Source organism: Nocardiopsis sp. NPDC058789 (assembly GCF_042745575.1).
GTDB lineage: Bacteria > Actinomycetota > Actinomycetes > Streptosporangiales > Streptosporangiaceae > Nocardiopsis > Nocardiopsis eucommiae.
The window spans coordinates 43,946-62,098 of record NZ_JBHYOW010000017.1 but is presented as its reverse complement, the minus strand read 5'-3'; the positions used below and the strand labels follow the sequence as shown (position 1 = coordinate 62,098).

The following is an 18,153-nucleotide window of genomic DNA, read 5'->3' as shown; positions in this document are numbered from 1 at the left end:
GGACGGGTCCCGGTGAGAGGCCGCGCGGTCGAATCGACCGGACACCGCGACGGGGCGGCGGCACTCGTGCCGCCGCCCCGGGGTGAGCCGGTGTCGGACCTGGTTGGTGCGGGGGGCTGGAACGCGCCAACCAGGTCCGCGTCTACCGTTCCGGAGGGCGCGTGGCCCCTGGGGCCGCCGAGGACGCGAGCGTCCTCTCCAGGAGAACGCGATGCCTTCCGGTGTAGACGTTCATGGAGCTGCCGCGCAGGAAGCCGACGAGCGTCATGCCCGCCTCCGTGGCCAGGTCGACAGCGAGGGACGAGGGGGCCGAGACGGCGGCCATCATCGGGATGCCCGCCATCCACGCCTTCTGGACCAGCTCGAAGGACGCCCGCCCCGACACCATGAGCACGGTCTCGCTCAGCGGGAGGCGGTCGGAGCGCAGGGCCCAGCCGAGCAGCTTGTCGACGGCGTTGTGCCGCCCCACGTCCTCGCGCGCCGCCAGCAGTTCGCCCTCGGAGGTGAACAGCCCGGCGGCGTGCAGTCCGCCCGTGCGGTCGAACACCCGCTGGGCCTCACGCAGGCGGTCCGGGAGGACGGTGAGGGTGGGCACGTCGATCCGGAGGCCGTCGTCGGCCACCGACCACCGCGCCTTGGTGCGCACGGCGTCCAGGCTGGCCTTGCCGCACAGCCCGCACGAGGACGAGGTGTAGAAGTTGCGCTCCAGCGAGGTGTCGGGAAGCGCCACCCCCGGGGCCAGGGACACGTCCAGCACGTTGTAGGTGTTGGACCCGTCCGCGGTGGCCCCCGCGCAGTACCGGATGGCGGTGACCTCGGACCCCTCGGAGACCACCCCCTCGCTCACCAGGAACCCGGCGGCGAGGTCGAAGTCGCTCCCGGGGGTCCGCATGGTGATGCTCAACGGGGCGCCGTCCAGCCTGATCTCCAGCGGCTCCTCCACCACGAGGGTGTCGACGCGTTCGCTCTCCACACCCTCCCTGATCCGGAGGACCTTCTCACGGGCGGTCACCCGTCCCATTCCCCACCACCGCCTTCCGGTGCACGAGTGCGTTTACTGGTCTACTCTTCCCGACATTCGGTGTCGAGGGGACGAAGCGTCAAATCGGCGTATGGAGGACAGACCGCCGCAAGGGGTCCCGGTCGCCGCCCCGGGCCTCAGCCGTCCCCGCGCCGCTGGACGTGCTGGAAGCCGAATCTGCCCTTGATACAGAGGTTTCCGTGCGTCACCGGGTTGTCGTGCGGCGAGGTCACCTTGACGATCTCGTTCTCCTGGACGTGCAGTGTGACGTTGCACCCGACCCCGCAGTAGGTGCAGATCGTGGTCGTCTCGGTCTGGCTCTCCTCGTCCCACGTGCCCGCCGCGCGCATGTCGAACTCCGTGGTGAACGACAGCGCCCCGGTCGGGCAGACCTCGATGCAGTTCCCGCAGTACACACAGGCCGAGTCGGGGAGCTCCACGTCGTGTTCGGTCGAGATCCGGGCGTCGAACCCGCGCCCGGCCACCCCGATCGCGAAGGTGTTCTGCCACTGGTCCCCGCAGGCGTCCACGCACTTGTAGCACATGATGCACTTCGAGTAGTCGCGCACGTAGAGGTCGTTGTCCACCTTGGCGGGTTGCTCGACCGTGGCGGCCTCCGCGCCGTCGCCGGGCTCGTGCTCGCCCGCGCGCCGGGCGTCGCGGACCCCGAGCGCCGCCGGTTCGGCCCGGGGGCCGAACCGCTCCGGCTCCGCCTCGTAGCGGTCCATCCACCCGTCGACCTTCGGAGTGGTGGACAGGTCCACCGAGGATCCCAGCAGTTCGAGGACCAGCTTGCGGCTGTGCCGCACGCGTTCGGAGTCGGTGGCCACGCTCATGCCCTCCTCCAGCTTGCGGGAGCAGGCGGGGGCCAGGGTGCGGGCGCCCTCCACCTCCACCACGCACACGCGGCAGGCGTTGCGGGGGGTCAGGGTGTCGCCGTGGCAGAGCGTGGGCACTTCGGTGCCCTCGGCGGTGCAGGCCTCCAGGACGGTGGTGCCCTCGGGGACGCGGACGGTCGCGCCGTCGATGGTCGCGTCGATCAGGCGTCGGGGGGTGGGCAGGAGTACGGGGACGGTCATCGGGCCTCCTCGGTCGCAGCCCGGTCGCCCGGGACTGGGGTGTGCGCGGGGTCGGGGTTCCGTGGGTGGTCGGGGTCCGGGGCGCCGGTGCCGTCGGGGTCGGACCCGGAGTAGAGGCCGAGCCGGTCGATCGCCGACTCCACGGCGTTCCACGCGGTCTGGCCCAGGCCGCAGATGGAGGCGTCCCGCATGGCCCGGCCGACCTCCCGCAGCAGCGGTAGCTCCTGGGCGGGGGAGGCGCCGGAGCGCAGCCGCAGCAGCGACTCCTCCTGGCGGACCGTGCCGACCCGGCAGGGCACGCACTGTCCGCAGGACTCGTCCCGGAAGAAGGCGGCCACGCGGGCCAGGGTCGCCCCGAGGTCGGCGGTGTCGTCCAGGACCAGCACCACGCCTGAACCCAGCGAGGTCCCGGCGGCCCGCGCCCCCTCGAAGGTCAGCGGGATGTCCAGTTCGTCGCCCCGGACGAAGGTCCCGGCCGCCCCGCCCAGGAGCACGGCGCGGATGGACCGCCCCTCGGGCATGCCGCCCGCGGCCTCGACGAGGTCGCCCAGGGTGGCCCCGAAGGGCAGTTCGTACAGGCCGGGGCGGCGCACTCCGCCGGAGACGCAGAACAGCTTGGGACCGGTGGAGCCGTCCGTGCCCACGGCGGCGTACGCGGGACCGCCCATGAGGAGCACGGGGAGCACGTTGACCAGGGTCTCCACGTTGTTGACCGTGGTCGGTTTGCCGAACAGCCCCTTCTCCACGGGGAAGGGCGGCTTGGTGCGGGGCTCGCCGCGCTGTCCCTCGATGGAGCCGAAGATGGCGGTCTCCTCGCCGCAGATGTAGGCGCCCGCGCCCCGCCTGATCTCGATGTCGAAGGAGAATCCGGACCCCAGGACGTCGGGGCCCAGCAACCCGCGCTCCCGGGCCTGGGCGAGGGCGTTCTCCAGGTGGCGCAGCGCGCGGGGGTACTCGCCGCGGATGTAGAGGTAGCCGGTGCGGGCACCGATCGCGTATCCGGCGACGGTCATGGCCTCGACCACGGAGAAGGGGTCGCCCTCCATGAGGACCCGGTCCTTGAAGGTGCCGGGTTCGCTCTCGTCGGCGTTGCACACCAGGTAGTGCGGGGTGTCCGGCTGCTGGGCGGTGGCGCTCCACTTGCGGCCGGTGGGGAAGGCGGCGCCGCCCCGGCCGACCAGGCCGGAGTCGGTGACCTCGCGGATCACCCCGGCCGGGCCGAGGCGCAGGGCCTCGCGGAGCGCCGCGTACCCGCCCGCCGCGCGGTAGTCGTCGAGGCTGAGGGGGTCCACGCGGCCGATCCGGCTCAGCAGGACGTGGTCGGGGGAGCCGGCGTCGGGGACGGCGGCGGCCGGGTCGGGTTCGGGCGCGCCGCCGTGGAGCGGTTCGGACGCGTAGGTGGTGGCGCCGGGGGCGTGGCCGTCGGGGGAACGGCCGTGGGCGGAGACTGGGGCGGCGGTGTGCTCCGAGCCGTGGGCGCTGGGGTCGGTATCGGCGGTGTCCGCCGGGGCGCGCGCCGTGGTCGGCGCCTGGGCGTCGGAGACGCTGGTCGCGGAGCCCTCCGTGGGCGGGGCCGCCGCGAGGGAGTCCAGGGCGTCGGGGGTCGCGGGGGCGGCGACGGCGTACCGCGCGGGGCTCCCGGCTTCGAGGGCGAGCGCGGCGGGGGCGCGTTCGCACATTCCCAGGCAGGGGCTCTCGTGCCACGTGGTGCCGGGGGCGTCGGGCGGCCCGTCGGAGTGGCCGCCGGGCGGGCCCAGGCGCGCGGTCAGGCGGTCGCGGAGCGCGCCCGAGCCGGAGGCGGCGCAGGCGATGTCGGTGCACAGGTGCACGACCCGGCGGGGGCGCTCGTGCAGGGCGAACATCGCGTAGAAGGAGGCCACGGCGTAGGCCTCGGCCGGGGGGACGGTCAGCCTGCGGCAGATGTGGTTGAGCGCGCCCCGGCTGATCCAGCCCACGCGGTCGTTGACGGCGTGCAGGGCGGGCAGGAGCAGGTCGCGCTGGTCGCGTGCGGCGTGCCCGCCCCGTGCGTAGCGCAGGTCGGAGTCCTGACGGGTCCCGCCCTCCCAGCCGGACGCGGGCGCCCCCAGGAGCGTGTCGACGGCGTCGCGTTCGGCGTCGGTGGCCACCTCGTCCAGAAGTCGCAGGTCCACGCCCGGATCACCTCAATCGTGTGTAAGACAGATCACAGGATTCTGTATACAGAAGACAGTAAGATGGGTGTTCCGGATTGACAACCCTCGTTCCCCAAGGAGTTCGGGGCGGGGGCGGACCTTCCGGGCGCGCCGGGCGGACCGCCCCACCGGGGCTGGTGGGACGGTCCGCCTTCGCGCGCGAGCAGGACCCTCAGCCCGGCACCTGGTCGGGCACCTCGCGGCGCAGCTCGGGAGGGAGTGGCCCGACCCGCTCGATCCGCACGGCGGCGGCCTTGTACTCGGCCGTCCCCGCGATCGGATCGGTGGCGTCGATGGTGAGCAGCTGCGTGTCCACCTGGTGCGGGAAGTGGAAGGTCATGAACACCAGACCGGGCCGCATGGACTCGGTGACCGACGCCGGGACCAGCACCGAGCCGCGACGCGAGGTCACGCGGACCGTCTCGCCGTCCTCGATTCCCAGCTTGGCGGCGTCCTCCGGGGACAGGTCCAGCAGTTCGCCCCGGCGCAGCGGCGAGGAGAAGCCGGAGGTCTGCACACCGGTGTTGTAGTCGTCCAGGCGGCGGCCGGTGGTGAGCCGGAACGGGAAGTCCTCGTCCAGCAGGTCCACCGGCGGCGAGTGGCCGACGATCCCGAACGGGGCCGGTTCGCCGCGCTCGACCGGGTCCTTCGACCACAGCCGGGAGTGCAGGTAGCTGGGCTCCAGCGTGTCCTCGGAGTAGCAGGGCCACTGGATGCCGTCGTGCTCGGCCAGGCGCGCGTAGCTCATGCCCCGGTGCATGGGGGACAGCGAGCGCACCTCGTCCCAGATCTCCTCCGCCGAGGGGCGTTCCCAGTCGTGTCCGAGCCGGGTCGCCAGCGCGCACATGATCTCGATGTCGTCCCTGGCGCCCTCCGGCGGGTCCAGGGCCTTGCGGACCAGCTGCACGCGGCGCTCGCTGTTGGTGAAGGTGCCGTCCGACTCGCACCAGGCCGCGCTGGCGGGGAGGACGACGTCGGCGAGCTCGGCGGTGCGGGTGAGGAAGATGTCCTGGACCACCAGGTGGTCCAGGGCCCGCAGGCGGGCGGTGGTCTTGTGCGTCTCGGGCTCGGACTGGACGGGGTTCTCACCGATGACGTAGAGGGTCCGCAGCTCGCGCTCCTCCATCGCCTCGAACATCTGGGTGAGGTTCAGACCCTTGCGGCCCTGGATGGAGCGGCCCCAGGCCCGCTCGAACGGGGCCCGGACCTCGTCGTCCAGGATGTCCTGGAACCCGGCCAGGCGGTCGGGGATGGCGCCCATGTCGCCGCCGCCCTGCACGTTGTTCTGGCCGCGCAGCGGGTTGAGGCCGGATCCGTGCCGCCCGACGTGCCCGGTGAGCAGGGAGAGGTTGATCAGTGCTCGGACGTTGTCGGTGGCGTTGTGGTGTTCGGTGATGCCGAGGGTCCAGCACAGCTGGGCGCGTTCGGCGCGGGCGTAGGTGTGGGCGAGCTCCCGGATGGCCTCTGCGGGGACACCGGTCTCGGCCTCGGCCGCGGCGAGCGTCCACGGCTCCACCAGGGCGCGGTACTCGTCGAGCCCGCTGGTGGCGCGTTCGACGAAGGACTCGTTGGCGAGTCCGGCGTGCAGGATCTCCCGGCCCACGGCGTGCGCGAGCGGGATGTCCGTGCCCACGTTGAGGCCGAACCAGCGGTCGGCCCACTCGGCGGTGGGGGTGCGGCGGGGGTCCACGACGAAGAGCCGGGCCCCGTTGCGCACGCCCTTGAGCACGTGCTGGAAGAAGATCGGGTGGGCGTAGCGCGGGTTGCCGCCCCAGACGACGATGAGGTCGGTGTCCTCGATCTCCGCGTAGGAGGAGGTGCCGCCACCGGAGCCGAAGGCGGCGGACAGGCCCGCGACGCTGGGCGCGTGGCAGGTGCGGTTGCAGGAGTCGACGTTGTTGGTGCCGACGACGACGCGGGTGAACTTCTGCGCGACGAAGTTCATCTCGTTGGTGGCCCTGGCACAGGAGAGCATGCCGAAGGAGTCGGGTCCGTGGCGTTCGACGCCCGCCCGGAAGCCCGCCGCCGCGCGGTCGAGGGCCTCCTCCCACGTGGCCGGACGGAGTTCTCCGTGTTCGCGCACGAGGGGTCGGGTGAGTCGGTCGAGGGGGTTGGAGTGGTCTGCGGAACGACGCATGTGGCCTCGCTCGGGGTTCGTGGCCTCAAAGGGAATACTGTATGCAATGTGGAGTGAAGGGGCAATGGTGTGGAGATGGGTGCTAGGTCAGGGCGGGTGCGGAGACCCGCTGGTTGAGCAGTCCGGCCACGGCGTCGACCGCGCGCAGCGTGGGCGCCGGTGCGCCGGTGAGGTCCGCCAGCTCGACCACGGCGGACAGGATCACGTCCAGCTCCATCGGGCGGCCGCGTTCGAGGTCGTGGAGGGTGGAGGTGCGGTGGTCCCCGGTCCGCTCCGCGCCCGCGAGCCTGCGCTCCACGGAGACGTCGGTGCGCACGCCCAGCCGGGCGGCCACGTCCAGGGTCTCGTTCATCATGGTGCGGGCGAGGTCGCGGGTGGAGCGGTGACGGCAGATCTGGGCCATGGTCGAGCGCGTGAGCGCGCTCAGCGGATTGAAGACGATGTTGCCCATGAGCTTCACCCAGACGTCCACGCGGAGGTCGGGTTCGACCGGGCACCTGAGCCCGCCCGCCGTCATCGCCTCGGAGAGGTCGCGGCAGCGGCGGGAGTCGGAGCGGTCCGGTTCGCCCAGGGAGAAGCGGGTGCCCTCGATGTGCCGGACCACCCCCGGTTCCACGATCTCCGTGGCCGCGTAGACCACGCAGCCGACGGCGCGTTCGACCGGGATGGCGCGGCTGACCGCCCCTCCCGGGTCCACGCTCTCGATCCGGTGACCCGCGAGCGGTCCCTCGACTCCGTGGAAGTACCACCAGGGGATGCCGTTCTGAGCGGCGACCACGGCGGTCGCCGGGCCCAGGAGGGGACGCAGCATCGGCCCGCAGTCGGCGTAGTGCTGGGCCTTGAGGCCGAGCAGGACGGCGTCCACGGGGCCGACCTCGGCCGGGTCGTCCGTGGCGTGCGGGTGCGCGGTGAAGTCGCCACGGGGGCTGAGGACCCGGACTCCGCGCTCGCGCAGGGCGCGCAGGTGGGCGCCCCGGGCGATGAGGTGGACGTCCGCTCCGCCGCGGTGCAGGGCGGCCCCCGCGTAGGCGCCGATGGCACCGGCGCCCAGGATGGCGATGCGCATGAGGACTCCTTCCTATTCCATACTGTATACAGTATGCTCGCTCGCATCCGTCCCCTCACCACGGCAGGGAGAGAAGGAATGCCCGACTCGGGTGCCTGGGAAACTTCTCCGCTTCTTCGTGACCGCCGCCCCTCCGGACACCACGCGCCCACCCCCTGGCCCCGGGCCCGCGAGCTGGCCAGGGAGGTCGGAGCCGGGGGAGGGGCGGAGGCCGAGGACGTGCCCCTGTCCGCCGCCCGGGGGGCCACCCTGGGCGCCGACCTCGTCTCCGCCATCGACGTCCCCGTCCTCGACAGCGCCGCCATGGACGGATACGCCGTCTGTGGCGAGGGCCCCTGGACCGTCGTCGGTCGGACGCTCGCCGGGCATCGCGGCCCGGTCGTGCGCCTGCACCCGGGGGAGGCGGTGGAGACGGCCACGGGTGCCGTCACGCCGGACGGGACCACCGCCGTCCTCCCCCACGAACACGCCACCCTCGCCCGCCTGGGGGAGGACGGCACCGCGCCGGAGGGTGCGCCCGGGAGACGGGCCGACGAGGCGGGGCGACCGTTCCCGCCGAAGGGCGCGCCCCGGTGGGGAAGCGGCCGGACGCGGGCCCCCCGGCCGGGGCCGCCCGGACAGCCCGGCGTGCTCCTCAGCGGCGAGGTCGTTCCGGGGCGGCACCTCCGGCGCCGGGGCGAGACCACCCGGGCCGGGACGGTGGCCGCGCGCGCGGGCAGCCCGGTCACCCCCGCACTCCTGGGGTTGGCCGCCAGCCTGGGCCGTGACACCCTCACGGTGCTGCGCCCGCGCGTGCGCGTCCTGGTCACCGGCGACGAGGTGGTGGGCGAGGGGGTGCCGCGCCCCGGCGCGGTCCGTGACGCCATCGGCCCGATCCTGCCCGGGCTGGTGGCCTGGGCGGGCGGGCGCGGCGAACCCGGCGTCGCGGTGCCCGACCGCGCCGGGGCCCTGGAGGAGCGGCTGGACGCCGTGGCGGGGACGGACACCGTGGCGGTCTGCGGCTCCTCCTCGGCGGGTCCCGCCGACCACCTGCGCCCGGCCCTGACCGCCCTCGGGGCGAGGTTCGTGGTCGACGGCGTGGCCTGTCGACCCGGACACCCGCAGCTGCTCGCCGTCCTGCCCTCGGGCGCCGTGGTCGTGGGGCTGCCGGGCAACCCCGGGGCCGCCCTCGCCGCCGCCCTCACCCTGCTGGTGCCCGTGCTCAGCGGGCGCGCCGACCGGCGGGACCCCGCGCACACGGGGCGGCGGGTCCGGCTGGTCGGGGACGTGCTCCCGCACGCCCGCGACACCCGGCTGGTCCCGGTGCGGGTCAGCCGCGACCTCGCGGTGGAGCTGCCCGCGAGCGGCTCCGCCGACCTGCGCGCGGCCGCCGTGGCCGACGCCCTCGCGGTGGTCCCGCCCGGCCGGGTCCCCGGCCTCGTCGAACTCGTCGGGGTTCCGGCGTGACCCACGCACACACCGGACTTCGTACACTGTCTACAACGACTCTGACCGTGCAGCCGGACACTGGAGACTCCTCATGCCCTCGGAGGGATTGAACGCCGTCGCGGGACGCATCCAGCGCCCGGTTCCGCTGCGCGAGGCCGTCTACGAGGCGATTCTCGACCTCATCACCACCCGTGCGCTCTCCCCGGGCCAGCACCTGGTGGAGACCGAGCTGGCCCGCACCCTGGGGGTCTCGCGCCAGCCGGTCCGCGAGGCCATGCAGCGACTCAGCAACGAGGGGTGGGTGGACCTGCGGCCCGGCTACGGGGCGTTCGTGCACACCCCCACCGAGAGCGAGGCGGACCAGCTCCTGGCCGTGCGCGCCATGCTGGAGGCCGAGTCCGCCCGGCTCGCCGCCGAACACGCCTCCCCGGAACAGATCGGCCGACTGCGCGAACTGGTCTCCACCGGCCGCACCGCCGCCGAGCGGGCCGACACCGACGCCGTCGTCAAGGCCAACGCCGACTTCCACCGCACCGTCACCGAGGCCTCCGGCAACCGGGTGCTCACCGAGCTCGCCGCCCAGGTGGACCGCCGGGTCCGCTGGTACTACGCCCCGGTGGCCCGGATCCGCGGCTCCGCCTCCTGGGACGAGCACGAGCAGCTGGTCGAGGTCATCGAGCGGGGTGACACGGCTCGGGCCCGCGAGCTCATGAGCGAGCACACCGAACGCACCCGTCGCACCTACCACGAGGAAGTCGACGGCACCCAGACCTGACCCCGTGGTGACCCGTCTGACCGCCCACCCCGGAAGCACCGCCTCCCGAGGGTGGTTGTAGGTTGCGTACCCGAGACTCCGGACGAGGCGCGCCGTACCCGGTCAAGACAAGACGGCGCGAACCACAGTTCGCACGTCTGGGAGGTACCAGTCATGGCCTGGGTCGTTCTCGTGATCTCCGGTCTTCTCGAAACCGCGTGGGCCGCCGCGCTCCACTCCTCACAGGGCTTCACCCGCCTGTGGCCCTCGGTGATCTTCGGTGTCACCCTCGCCCTGAGCATGGCCGGTCTGGCCTTCGCCCTGCGCACCATCCCCCTCGGCACCGGCTACGCCGTCTGGGTGTCCATCGGTGTCGTCGGTACGGCGCTCATCGGCATGTTCGTCCTCGGTGAGGGCTTCAGCGTGCCCAAGGCCCTCTGCCTGCTCGCCATCGTCGCTGGCGTCGTCGGACTGAAGGTCCTCCACTAGGACCCGCTCCGAGGAACACGCCCCCGTCTCCCGTCCGCCGTGGTTCGGTGCCCCGGCGGACGCCCCACGCGGTGTTACTGTGCCGCCATGACTGTCGGATCCGTCGCCCAGTGGGTCGTGAACGCCGTCGACCCGCCCGCACTCGCCCGCTTCTGGGCCTTCGTGATCGGTGGGGAGGTCGAGCTCCAGGCGGACGGCTGGGCCGTCCTCCACGGAGCCGCGGGCCAGCCCCGGCTGTCGTTCCAACCGACCCCGGAGCTCAAGGCCCGCCCCAACCGCGTCCACGCGGACGTGATCGTCGAGGACCTCTCCGCGTCCGTCCGCTCCGTCGTGGACCACGGCGCCACCACTGTGGGGGAGGTGGTCACCGAGGAGGAGGGTTCGTTCCAGGTTCTGCGTGACCCCGAGGGCAACGAGTTCTGCCTGGTCGAGCCGGACCCCCAGGGCTCCTGACCGCACCCTTCGCGCTACCTCCGGGCGAGGCGGTAGCGGCTGCCGTCGTCCTCACGCTCCAGGAAACCCTCCTCGACCAGGTAGCGGCGCAGGGCGGAGGGGTCGTCGAAGCAGGTCAGGAGTGCCGTGTTCACCTGTTTCTCCGTGTACTCCAGTTCCGGAGCGAACAGGCGCCCGGTGACACGGCCGAGGGCCGCCAGACGCAGCTCGCGGCGGGCGGGCATCGAGGTGAGCCGCCCCTCGTGGAAGAGCGCGTCCACGGGGTCGGTGACCCGGGCCCCCTCCTTGTGCTCGCGCATGGCCTCGCCGAAGACTCCGGGCACGGCGACGATCCGCGTGCCCTCCTCGCGTACCAGCCCGTCCCGGAGGAGCCGGGACAGGTGTCGGGCGGTTCCCCGGACCTCCTCCCGGTCCAGGCCCTCGGGCCCGGAGGTGACGACCCTGGCGAACAGGGACAGACGTTCGGGGGCGGAGAGCGACGACACGAGCTGAGCGGGGTGCGGCACGGCGGTTCCTCTGGACGGAGGTCGATCGGACCCCGTCACAGTAGGAGCCGCGCCGCGACCCCGGCCAGTGAATATCCGTCCGGAACCGTCGGTCAGGCCCGCTCCAGGATCTCCTCCACCACGCGGCCCACGCCGTCCTCGAAGCTGGACGGGGCCACCCTGAGGCCGAGAGCGGGGTCGAGCAGGTCACGGTGCCCGCTGCTCATCGCGTACCCGGTCCCCGCCCAGGTCAGTGAGGAACGGTCGTTGGGCATGTCCCCGAAGGCCACGACCTCCTCGCGGTCCACCCCCCAGCGCTCGCACAGCATCGCCAACGTGCTCCCCTTGTTGACCCCGACCGCGCTGATCTCCACCAGGCCCGCCCCGCCCGAGTAGGTCGGCTCCGCGAGCGTGCCGACGGAGTCCACGGCGGCCTCGTACATGCGCTGCACCGGGTACTGGTTGGACCGGGCGATGAGCTTGGTGACCGGGGTCGCGGCGGTCAGCAGGGCGTCGGTGCCCTCCAGCACGCCCCTGACCCACTCGCTCCGGATCCACGGCTCCAGGTGGTAGTCGGTGTCGTGGTAGAAGTCCGTGCCCGTCTCCACTCCGAACCCGAGGCCGGGCAGGGAGTGCCGCAGCCGCTCCACGATCGTTCCCGAGGTGTCGCGGTCGATCGCCCGCACCAGCGGCTCGGCCTCCCCGGGCAGCTGGGTGTGGGCGCCGTTGCCGCAGACCACGGCGGCGCAGTCGAACATGGCGGCGAACGCTTCGGTGGTGCGCGGCGGACGGGCGGTCACGATGACCACCCTGATCCCGGCCTCCACGGCGGCGGTGAGGGCGCGGTGGTTGCGGGGGGATACCAGGCCGTTCTGGTCGAGGAGGGTTCCGTCAAGGTCGGTGGCGATCACGCGAGGAAGGGCCATGGGCACATTATGGCGTCGGGGAGTGACGGATTCGAAGGGGTTTCGGGTCATCTCACACCCGGGGCCCGTACGCCGGGAACACCGTTCGTGCCGCCGCCAATTTCTGTCTTGCGGGCGTCCAATCTTGCGAAAACCCGGTTACCCGGCCGAGGCGGTCGGGCATCCCCTCTCCCGGGTTCCGGGACGGAGTGCGCGCTCGGAGACCCGGCCCGTGCTGACGCCGTACCCATGGAGCAGGCATGTCCGAGAACAAGGTGGTCCTGGAGAGGGAAGCCCAGGAGTTCGCCGACGCCAACGCCAACGAGCCGTTCATCTACCAGATCCCTCCCGAACAGGGCCGGGACGTCCTGGAGGGTGTGCAGAGCGGTGAGGGGGTGCCCAAGCCGGAGATCACCGAAGAGTGGATCACCGTCGAGGGCGGCCCGACCGGCCAGGTGCCCATCCGGATCGTCCGTCCCGCGGGCGCCACGGGCGTCCTGCCGGTGATCCTCTACGTCCACGGCGCGGGCTGGGTGTTCGGCAGCGCCAACACCCACGACCGGCTGGTTCGTGAACTGGCCACCCGTACCGGTGCCGCCGTGGTCTTCCCCGAGTACGACCGCTCACCGGAGGCCAGGTACCCCACCGCGATCGAGCAGAACTACGCGGCCGCCCAGTGGGTCGTGCGCCACGGCGCCGAGAGGAACCTCGACGGCGGCCGGATGGCGGTGTGCGGTGACTCGGTCGGCGGCAACATGGCCACCGTCCTGACGCTCATGGCCAAGGAACGCGGAGACGTCGCCTTCCGGGGGCAGGCGCTGTTCTACCCGGTGACCGACGCCGACTTCGACACCGAGTCGTACCACCGGTTCGCCTTCGGGTACTTCCTGAACAGGGACGGCATGATCTGGTTCTGGGACCAGTACACCCCCGACCCGGCGCAGCGCGCGGAGATCCACGCCTCGCCGCTGCGGGCCTCGCTGGAGGAGCTGCGCGGACTGCCGCCCGCGATGGTGCTCAACGGCGAGGCCGACGTGCTGCGCGACGAGGGCGAGGCCTACGCCCGCAAGCTGCGCGAGGCCGGAGTGCCGGTGACGGCGGTCCGCTTCCAGGGCATGATCCACGACTTCATGATGGTGGACAGCCTGCGCGACACCCACGCGAACCAGGCGGCCCTGGTGCTGGCCGGGGACTTCCTCGGCGACGTCCTCGGCACCCGCTCGTCGGTGCCCCGCCAACAGGCCGCGCGTTCCACCGGCGCGGGGGTCCGCTAGACCGTCCCGGGCGCGCGGCGTGGGACGAGGGTGAAGTCCGGACGGGGCGGGCACGCCGTCCGCCCCGCCCCCGGCACGGCCGCGCGCTCCGTCGGAACGTCACACACGACAGGGGTCGAGCATGAACATGTTCACGCGCGGGTTCCAGGGTCGGCGCACCGCCGAGTCCGACCGCGTTCCGCCAGGGCAGTACCGGACCGACGACTTCCCGGTGTTGAGCGTGGGCCCCACGCCGCGCGTCGACACCGACGACTGGACCTTCACCGTCACCGCCGAGACCGGTGCCGCCCACAGCTGGACCTGGGACGAGTTCCTGGGACTTCCCCAGGAGCGGCCGCACGTGGACATCCACTGCGTCACCCGCTGGTCCAAGCTCGACACCGACTGGGTCGGCGTCTCCCTGGACACACTGCTCGCGGACGTGGAGAGCACCGCCGAGTACGTCCTGGCCCACTCCTACGGCGGCTACACCACGAACCTGCCGCTGGAGGACCTCACGGACGGGCGGGCGTGGGTCGTGCACACCTTCGACGGGGAGCCGCTCGCCGCCGAGCACGGCGGCCCCGCCCGCCTGCTCGTACCCCACCTGTACTTCTGGAAGTCCGCCAAGTGGGTGCGGGGCCTGACCCTGACCCAGGAGGACGAACCGGGGTTCTGGGAGCAGGGCGGGTACCACGACTACGGCGACCCCTGGCGTGAACAGCGTTACCGGGGAGACTGACCGATGCCCTCATGGACGCCGGCGGTCCTGGAGTCCGACCGGTGGGAGACCCCCACCGCCCGCACACTGGTGCTCTCGGTGCCCGGCTGGACCGGGCACCGGCCCGGACAGCACGTGGACGTGCGGCTGAGGGCGGAGGACGGGTACACCGCCGAGCGCTCCTACTCCGTCGCGTCGGCCTCCGGGCCGGACCGCCTGGAACTCACCGTCCAGCTGGTACCGGACGGGGAGGTCTCCCCGTACCTGGTCCGGGACTTCCGGCCCGGGGACCGGGTGTGGGTGCGCGGACCCCTGGGGGGTTGGTTCGTCTGGCGGTCGGACGACACCGACCCCGTCGTGCTCATCGGCGGCGGCTCCGGTGTCGTCCCGCTCGCGTCGATGGTGCGCGAACGCCGACGAACCGGGAGCCGGGCCCTGTTCCGCGTCCTGTACTCGCTGCGCACACCCGAGGACCGCTACTACGCCAAGGAGCTCGGCGCCGCCTCGGACCCGGGCGTGGACGTCTTCCTCGCCTACACGCGGGAGGCCCCGCCGGGCTCGGCGCGCGGGCCCGGGCGGGTGGGCGTGGCGGACCTGAACACCCACGGGTTCCCGGCCGAGTTCGCCCCGCGGTGCTACGTGTGCGGACCCACCGGGTTCGTCGAGACCGTCGCGGACGCGCTCGTCGCGCTGGGCCACGACCCGCGCGGGATCCGAACCGAACGCTACGGCAGCGGAGGCGGACGATGACCGAACCGACCCACCTGGACGGGAACGTGCTCGCCGGTCCCCTGTCCGAGGTCTTCAGCGTGGACCTGACCACCGCCGTGCGCCGATGCGCCGTCTGCGGGGACGAGGGCGTGTGCGCCCAGCTGCTCGTCTACGCGGACGGACCCGGACTGGTCGCCCGCTGCCCGAACTGCGCCGTGCTGGTGCTCCGTCTGGTGCGGACCCCGCGGGGAGTCGTCCTGGACCTGGGCGGGACCGGCTGTGTCACCATCCCGATCCCGGAGGCGCGCTGAGGCCGGGACGACCGTCGGCCCTCGGGGGCGTCGGCCGGTGCGGGGCCTCCTGAGGGGGCCCGGGGGCGCGCGGGGGCATGACGGCCGGGACACGCTCGATCACCCCGCCACGGAACACGTCGTACAGGTCCAGGGTCTCCAGGTGCACGTATCCGATGTGGCAGTCGCAGGTGGTGAGCGGGCACGGGCTCGGACCGAGGGCGGCGGCGAAGGACCCGTCGTAGAGGTTGCCGAGCGGGGTGTCCACGAAGTGGCAGCGGCGCACCTCGCCGTCGCCGTCGACGGACAGGACGCCGTCACCCGTGCGGCAGGCCGCCCCCAGGCTCGGGTGCGGGTCGCGGCTGTAGTGGAAGTGGGGGTCGATCGCCTGCCAGGCCTCGGCCTCGGCGTCCGTGTAGGTGAGTCCCTCGGCGGCGTTCACCCAGAGGTAGACGTCCTCGGGGAGGTCGGCGCGCATGCGGCGCGCGGCCGCCAGGTGTTCGGGCTGGCCCACCACCCCCACGCTGAACCGGACCCCGAGCGCGGTGAGCGCGCGCGCCTTGCCGAGGAAGCGGTCGTGTGCGACCTCCCCCGGGTGGTAGGTGGTCCACAGGGCGACGGAGGCGAGGTCGCAGCCGGACAGCCAGGCCGTGCGGCCGCTGAGGTTGGTCTGGATCGCCACCCGCTCCACCTGCGGCAGGTGGCTCAGCCGGATGAGGGCGCGGCGGTACCAGGAGCGGGTCAGACCCTCACCCCACGGTGTGAACAGCACCGAGAAGCGCGTGCCGGGGCGCCCGGCCACCCAGTCGGTGAAGCGTTCCAGGGCGGCGCGGTCCGCCCGCAGGGTCTCGGGTCCGTCCCGGCGCTTCGCGAAGGGGCAGTACGGGCAGTCGTAGTCGCAGCTGGCCAGCGGACCCCGGTACAGGAGGGTCAGGTGGTCGGGCAGGGCGGTGTCCGGCCGCCGTCGCAGCGGGTCGGGCAGGTCCACGGTGGGGCTCACGACGCCTCGTACTCGGCGGTCAGGCGGTTGACGCGGGGGGAGAAGAAGTCGGGACCCACGGAGTCGGAGTGGGCCAGTCCCTCCTCGGTGAGCCGGACCGTGTCGGAACCCGGGGCCCCGTCCTCCAGCCAGCCGCGCTCCGCCAGGGCCGCGAACTCCGCCGGGAGGTGCGCGGCCGGGTGCGCACCGAACCTGGCCGCGTAGTCGGCCACCTCCAGCCCCTCCACGCGCAGCAGAGACTGGAGCACGTGTCTGCGGCGCCGCTCGTCCTCGTCCAGCACGAACCCGACCTCCGCGCGCGCGAAGTCGGCGGCGTCGCGCGCCACGTAGTCCGCGATGATCGACCGCACCCGGCCCACGCCCACCGCGTAGTCGAACGAGTAGTGGGTGGTGCCCGTGTAGGAGCGGGCGCCGCAGCCCAGCCCCACCATGCCGTCGGTCTGGCAGCTGTGGTCCGGAGCGGAGGCCAGCGGTTCCGGGGCGTCGGCCCGCCGGAACATCCGCATGGACACCTGCTCGTAGCCGCGCTCGCGCAGGTGGTCGCGCCCCTGTCGGTACAGCGCCAGCCGGTGGTCGTCCCAGGCGCGGGCACGGCGGCCCAGCCCGGTGAGCGGCCGGACGTACAGCGGGTACAGGTAGATCTCCTCCGGTCCCCAGGAGAGCGCCGTGTCCAACGAGTACTCCCAGGTCCTGGGGGTCTGGCGGTCGATGCCGTAGATGAGGTCCAGGTTGAGGTCGGCCCCGGCGTGCTCGCGGATCGCGGCCAGGGCCCGGTCCACCTCGGCGCGCTTCTGCGGCCGACCGGCGGCGTGCGCCTCGGAGTCGAGGAAGCTCTGCACACCCATGCTGATCCGGGTCATCCCGCGCGCGTCCAGGACCTGGAGGCGGTCCGGGGTGGCGGTGGCGGGGGAGGTCTCCACGGACACCGGGACCGTGCGCGGGTCGAGCGGGAAGTGGCGTTCGACGGTGTCGTAGACCCGGGCCAGTTCGTCGGCGGTGAGGTAGGTGGGGGTGCCCCCGCCCAGGGCGAGACGCGCGAACGCGGTGTTCTCGGGGAGGCACGCCGCGACCGTCTCCGCCTGGCGCTCGAACGCGTCCAGGTAGGCCGTGACCTGCTCGGCCGGGGGCGTGGATCGGGTGAAGAGGTTGCAGAACCCGCAGCGCATCTCGCAGAACGGCACGTGCGCGTACAGCGAGAGCGCGCGGGTGTCCTCGCGCATCCACAGGTCGTACAGGTGGGGGCGCTCGGTGAAGGGGCGGTAGGCGCTCTTGTGGGGGTAGGCGTACACGTACGAGCGGTAGGGGGAGTCCGCGCGGACGGGCTCGGCCCTCGGTGTGACGCTCACGCGGGGCTCTCCTCGGTGCCGTGGCCGTGGGGCAGGACGGCGTGGGTGTAGGGGACGGTCCAGACGGTCTCGTGGCCGATCCGGTGCCCGGTGTGGCCGTCCTCGCCGTAGGCGGTGCCGTGGTCCGAGCACACGATGGCGAAGCAGGGCCGACGGGCCGACATCGCGGTCAGCAGCGGGGGCAGGTGGCGGTCGACGTACTCCAGGGCGGCCGCGTGGCTGGCCAGGGTGTCTCCGTCCTCCCGGGTGGCGCCGGGCAGGTGGAACCAGTTGGGCTGGTGCAGCGCGGCGACGTTGAGCAGCAGGAACAGCGGCTGCTCGGCGGGCACGGCGGCGGTCACCTCCGCCGCGCGGGCCACCTGGTTCTCGAAGGAGTGCGGGTCGGCCACGCCGAACGACTCCTCCCAGTGGCTCTCCGCGAACAGGTTCGGCAGCACCGACCCGAGCTCCGACCTGCGGTTGAAGAAGCCCGTGCCGCCCACGCAGGCCGTGTGGTAACCCTTCCGGGCCAGCCCGGAGGCGAGGTCGGCGGTGTCGAAGGTCCAGGTCCCCGGCGCGGTGGAGACGCTGCCGGGGAAGGCGGCGGCGAACAGGCGCGGGTGCGGCCCCGGCGCGGCGGGGGTCGGCAGGAACCCGGCGAGCATGGCCAGGTGGGAGGCGTAGGTGAAGCTCGCGGGGGAGTGCCGTTCCTCCCACCCGCCGGGCGGCAGGAGCCGGGCCAGGTTCGGGGTGCGTCCGGCCTCGGCCAGCTCGACCGCCACGTCGTGGCGCAGGGTGTCCAGGGTGAGGAGCAGGATGTCGTGCGTGCCCACCACGGTGTTCATGTCCGGCGTCGGGAGCTCGG

The 18,153-nt window shown here is 73.0% G+C and carries 18 protein-coding genes and 1 riboswitch; of the genes, 8 read left to right on the top strand and 10 right to left on the bottom strand.

What is annotated here, in order from left to right; genetic code table 11:
* Positions 1 to 142 precede the first annotated feature (142 nt).
* From fdhD to ACFW3L_RS22530, 5 genes are all read right to left on the bottom strand, one after another.
* Positions 143 to 1,021, bottom strand: a complete 879-nt coding sequence (gene fdhD / locus ACFW3L_RS22550; RefSeq protein ID WP_378743499.1) for a formate dehydrogenase accessory sulfurtransferase FdhD — start codon at positions 1,019 to 1,021, stop codon at positions 143 to 145.
* Between the two features lie 137 nt (positions 1,022 to 1,158).
* Positions 1,159 to 2,100 carry a 2Fe-2S iron-sulfur cluster-binding protein gene (locus ACFW3L_RS22545; RefSeq protein WP_378743498.1) on the bottom strand — a complete coding sequence of 314 codons (942 nt, stop codon included), beginning with the start codon at positions 2,098 to 2,100 and terminating at the stop codon, positions 1,159 to 1,161.
* Positions 2,097 to 4,250, bottom strand: coding sequence for an NAD(P)H-dependent oxidoreductase subunit E (locus tag ACFW3L_RS22540; RefSeq protein ID WP_378743497.1), 2,154 nt, complete (start codon positions 4,248 to 4,250; stop codon positions 2,097 to 2,099). Before ACFW3L_RS22540 ends, ACFW3L_RS22545 begins: the two co-directional genes overlap by 4 nt.
* Positions 4,251 to 4,443: 193 nt before the next feature.
* Positions 4,444 to 6,408 (bottom strand): molybdopterin oxidoreductase family protein, encoded by a 1,965-nt coding sequence (locus tag ACFW3L_RS22535; protein WP_378743496.1) that lies wholly within the window; start codon positions 6,406 to 6,408, stop codon positions 4,444 to 4,446.
* Between the two features lie 82 nt (positions 6,409 to 6,490).
* On the bottom strand, positions 6,491 to 7,474 hold the full coding sequence (locus ACFW3L_RS22530; RefSeq protein ID WP_378743495.1) for a 2-dehydropantoate 2-reductase: 984 nt from the start codon (positions 7,472 to 7,474) through the stop codon (positions 6,491 to 6,493).
* A gap of 78 nt (positions 7,475 to 7,552) precedes the next feature.
* Here ACFW3L_RS22530 and ACFW3L_RS22525 point away from each other — a divergent pair, with 78 nt between their 5' ends.
* The 4 genes from ACFW3L_RS22525 (at position 7,553) to ACFW3L_RS22510 (ending at position 10,598) form a co-directional block, all read left to right on the top strand.
* Positions 7,553 to 8,920, top strand: coding sequence for a molybdopterin molybdotransferase MoeA (locus ACFW3L_RS22525; protein WP_378743494.1), 1,368 nt, complete (start codon positions 7,553 to 7,555; stop codon positions 8,918 to 8,920).
* Positions 8,921 to 8,993: 73 nt separating this feature from the next.
* Complete coding sequence (locus ACFW3L_RS22520) at positions 8,994 to 9,677, top strand: GntR family transcriptional regulator (protein ID WP_378743493.1); 684 nt, start codon at positions 8,994 to 8,996, stop codon at positions 9,675 to 9,677.
* Between the two features lie 57 nt (positions 9,678 to 9,734).
* Positions 9,735 to 9,799, top strand: a riboswitch (guanidine-III (ykkC-III) riboswitch).
* Between the two features lie 31 nt (positions 9,800 to 9,830).
* On the top strand, positions 9,831 to 10,145 hold the full coding sequence (locus ACFW3L_RS22515) for a DMT family transporter (RefSeq protein ID WP_378743492.1): 315 nt from the start codon (positions 9,831 to 9,833) through the stop codon (positions 10,143 to 10,145).
* Positions 10,146 to 10,232: 87 nt separating this feature from the next.
* Positions 10,233 to 10,598 (top strand): VOC family protein, encoded by a 366-nt coding sequence (locus ACFW3L_RS22510; RefSeq protein WP_378743491.1) that lies wholly within the window; start codon positions 10,233 to 10,235, stop codon positions 10,596 to 10,598.
* A gap of 14 nt (positions 10,599 to 10,612) precedes the next feature.
* On the opposite strand, the gene ACFW3L_RS22505 is transcribed toward ACFW3L_RS22510, so the two are convergent.
* Positions 10,613 to 11,104, bottom strand: a complete 492-nt coding sequence (locus ACFW3L_RS22505) for a DUF2087 domain-containing protein (protein WP_378743490.1) — start codon at positions 11,102 to 11,104, stop codon at positions 10,613 to 10,615.
* 92 nt (positions 11,105 to 11,196) lie between these two features.
* Positions 11,197 to 12,009 carry an HAD family hydrolase gene (locus ACFW3L_RS22500; protein WP_378743489.1) on the bottom strand — a complete coding sequence of 271 codons (813 nt, stop codon included), beginning with the start codon at positions 12,007 to 12,009 and terminating at the stop codon, positions 11,197 to 11,199.
* Positions 12,010 to 12,248: 239 nt separating this feature from the next.
* On the opposite strand from ACFW3L_RS22500, the gene ACFW3L_RS22495 reads away from it, so the two are divergent.
* The 4 genes from ACFW3L_RS22495 to ACFW3L_RS22480 all read left to right on the top strand — a co-directional run bounded on the left by ACFW3L_RS22495 (position 12,249) and on the right by ACFW3L_RS22480 (position 14,984).
* A complete protein-coding gene (locus tag ACFW3L_RS22495) occupies positions 12,249 to 13,262 on the top strand; it encodes an alpha/beta hydrolase (RefSeq protein ID WP_378743488.1) in 1,014 nt (337 codons plus the stop codon).
* 121 nt (positions 13,263 to 13,383) lie between these two features.
* Complete coding sequence (locus tag ACFW3L_RS22490; RefSeq protein WP_378743487.1) at positions 13,384 to 13,983, top strand: sulfite oxidase-like oxidoreductase; 600 nt, start codon at positions 13,384 to 13,386, stop codon at positions 13,981 to 13,983.
* A 3-nt stretch (positions 13,984 to 13,986) separates the two neighbouring features.
* Entirely contained in the window at positions 13,987 to 14,712 is a 726-nt protein-coding gene (locus tag ACFW3L_RS22485) for a ferredoxin reductase (RefSeq protein ID WP_378743486.1), read from the top strand.
* Positions 14,709 to 14,984 carry a DUF6510 family protein gene (locus ACFW3L_RS22480; protein WP_378743485.1) on the top strand — a complete coding sequence of 92 codons (276 nt, stop codon included), beginning with the start codon at positions 14,709 to 14,711 and terminating at the stop codon, positions 14,982 to 14,984. The genes ACFW3L_RS22485 and ACFW3L_RS22480 overlap by 4 nt, the downstream gene beginning before the upstream one ends.
* Here ACFW3L_RS22480 and ACFW3L_RS22475 read toward each other — a convergent pair.
* From ACFW3L_RS22475 to ACFW3L_RS22465, 3 genes are read right to left on the bottom strand one after another with little or no spacing between them, the layout of a single operon-like run.
* Positions 14,956 to 15,963, bottom strand: coding sequence for an STM4011 family radical SAM protein (locus ACFW3L_RS22475; RefSeq protein WP_378743484.1), 1,008 nt, complete (start codon positions 15,961 to 15,963; stop codon positions 14,956 to 14,958). The genes ACFW3L_RS22480 and ACFW3L_RS22475 overlap by 29 nt on opposite strands.
* Positions 15,960 to 17,309 carry an STM4012 family radical SAM protein gene (locus tag ACFW3L_RS22470; protein WP_378743483.1) on the bottom strand — a complete coding sequence of 450 codons (1,350 nt, stop codon included), beginning with the start codon at positions 17,307 to 17,309 and terminating at the stop codon, positions 15,960 to 15,962. Before ACFW3L_RS22470 ends, ACFW3L_RS22475 begins: the two co-directional genes overlap by 4 nt.
* On the bottom strand, positions 17,306 to 18,133 hold the full coding sequence (locus ACFW3L_RS22465) for an STM4013/SEN3800 family hydrolase (RefSeq protein WP_378743520.1): 828 nt from the start codon (positions 18,131 to 18,133) through the stop codon (positions 17,306 to 17,308). The genes ACFW3L_RS22470 and ACFW3L_RS22465 overlap by 4 nt, the downstream gene beginning before the upstream one ends.
* Positions 18,134 to 18,153 lie beyond the last annotated feature (20 nt).